This is a genomic window from Deferrisoma sp. (assembly GCF_054681715.1).
The window spans coordinates 1-2,196 of the sequence record NZ_BAAHFQ010000282.1 but is presented as its reverse complement, the minus strand read 5'-3'; the positions used below and the strand labels follow the sequence as shown (position 1 = coordinate 2,196).

Below are 2,196 nucleotides of genomic sequence, written 5' to 3'. Positions count from 1 at the left end.
TCCACGAGTTCGGGGTTTCCGCCCACGGCGGTGGCGAGCACCGGAAGCCCCGTGGCCATGGCCTCGAGGATCGTGTTGGAGATGCCCTCGTTTCGCGAGGGGAGCACGAAAAGGTCCAGGGCCCGGAGGATCTCGGGCACGTCGGCCCGGTCGCCCAGGAACAATACCCCCTCCCCCGCCAGGGACTCGAGCCGCGCCCGCTCGGGCCCGTCGCCCACCACGAGGAGCCGGGCCTCCGGGGCCGTGTTCCGAAGCTCGGTGAACGCCCGAAAGAGCGTGGGGTGGTCCTTGATCGGGTCGAGCCGGCCCACCACGCCCACCGCGAAGGTCTCGGGCCCCAACCCGAGTTCCGCCCGCACCCCGTCGGCCGGGCCGGGCCGGAAGACCTCGGTGTCCACGCCGTTATAGATCTGGGTCACCGGCTTCGTGATCCCCACGTCGTCCCGGAGCCAGCCCACCATGGCCCGGGACACGCAGGTGTACTCCCGGACCCAGCGCGAAAGCAGGCGGCGGATCCGGAGGCGCTTGGGGTTTTTGCCGTCGGGGTCCTCCATGCCCCAGCCGTGCTCCCCGTGCACCACGGCCCGGATCCCGGCCAGGCGCGCCGCGATCACGCCGTCGAGCCCGGACCAGTTGCGGGTGTGCACGACGTCGGGGGCAAGGTCCTTGAGAACGCGCCGGAGCTTTAGAATGCTACAGAGCGAATTTCCGGGAGGTTTTCGAAGTTCGATGACCGGGGTGCCCGGGGGGAGCAACCGCTCGGACGCCCCGGAGGTCGAAAGGCACACGACCGCGTGCTCCACCCCCGGCGACCCATGCCGCGCCACGGTGGCAATGCCCTTCTCAAGCCCTCCCGTACCAAAAGAGTAGAGCACATGCGCCACGCGCATGCGCTCGCTGGGACGCGGGGACGCGGGGACGCTAGGAGGCATTTGTCTGCTGGAAAGCTGGGAAGCTGGGAGGCTGGGAAGCCCACTTCGTCTGCGAGGCCCGCCTCGACTGGGAGGCTGGGAAGCCCACTTCGTCTGCGAGGCCCGCCTCGGCTGGGAGGCTGGGAGGCCTGCGCCGGCTGGGGAGCTGGGAAGCTAGGAGGCAATGAGGCCGGGGCGGCTCGTTGCGCTGGAACGCGGCTCTTGTGACCATACCGTATCGCTCTACGTTCATTCCCCTACCCTTTCGCGGTCTCCGGGCCTCCGACGGCGCCGCCGTGCGGACGCTGGGACGCGTGGACGGGCGGACGGACAACCGTGCAGACGCTGGACGTGCGAACGTGCGGACGGACAACCGTGCGGACGCTGGACGTGCGAACGTGCGGACGGAACGTCCTACCGTCCTACCGTCCCAACGTCCCAACGTCCTAACGTCCCATCTTCCTCTCCCACAAATTGAGCATCATGATGATCCACAGCTCCGTGGCGTAGTTTCGCAGACCCCGCTGGTGGTCGGTCCAGAGCTTTTCCAGGCGTTCGGGGCGGAAGTAGCGACGGCTCGCCTCGCCCTCGAGCACCAGGCCCCGGGCGTACTCCCTGAGATCCCCCCGGAGCCACTCCAGGATCGGCACCCCGAACCCCATCTTCTTCCGGTAGAGGATGTCGTCCGGGAGGTAGCGCTTCAGGGCCTTCTTGAAGATGTGCTTTCCGTCGAGCCCCTTGAGCTTCAGGCCCGAGGGGATCCGGGCCACGTACTCCATGAACTTGTGGTCCAGGATCGGGCAGCGCACCTCCAGCGACACGGCCATGCTGGCCCGGTCTACCTTCGTGAGGATGTCCTCGCAGAGGTAGGTGCGGATGTCCAGGTACTGGATCCGGGAGAGGTGGTCCTCGGCCCGGGCCTCGCCGTAGACCCGGTAGAAGAGGTCCCGGGAGTCGTAGCCCCCGAGTTCCCGGAGCACCTCGGGCCGCACCAGGGCCCGCTTGGCGTCCTCGTACAGGGCGCTCACCGAGAAGAAGTACGCGTCCACCGGGTCCCTGGCCACGTTGGAGAGGAACGCCTTGCCCCGGAAGATCTGGGGCAGGTAGTCGGCCTTGGGGTAGAGCTTCCCGATCCCTCCGAACACCGGCCGCCTGAGGGGCGCCGGCACCAGGTTTCGCACCCAGTTCTCCCGGGCGTCCATGTAGTAGCGGCGGTACCCGGCGAAGTTCTCGTCGCCCCCGTCCCCCGAGAGCGACACGGTCACGTTCTCCCGGGCGGTTTTCG

At 68.3% G+C, this 2,196-nt stretch carries 2 protein-coding genes; both read right to left on the bottom strand.

The genetic code is table 11. From position 1 onward, the window contains the following. Positions 1–890: glycosyltransferase (locus tag ACY0I8_RS17900; RefSeq protein ID WP_461395827.1), on the bottom strand; the 890-nt coding region annotated here is incomplete at its 3' end. Positions 891–1,357: 467 nt separating this feature from the next. Then, the coding region (locus tag ACY0I8_RS17895; protein WP_461395826.1) for an asparagine synthase-related protein at positions 1,358–2,196 on the bottom strand (839 nt) is incomplete at its 5' end.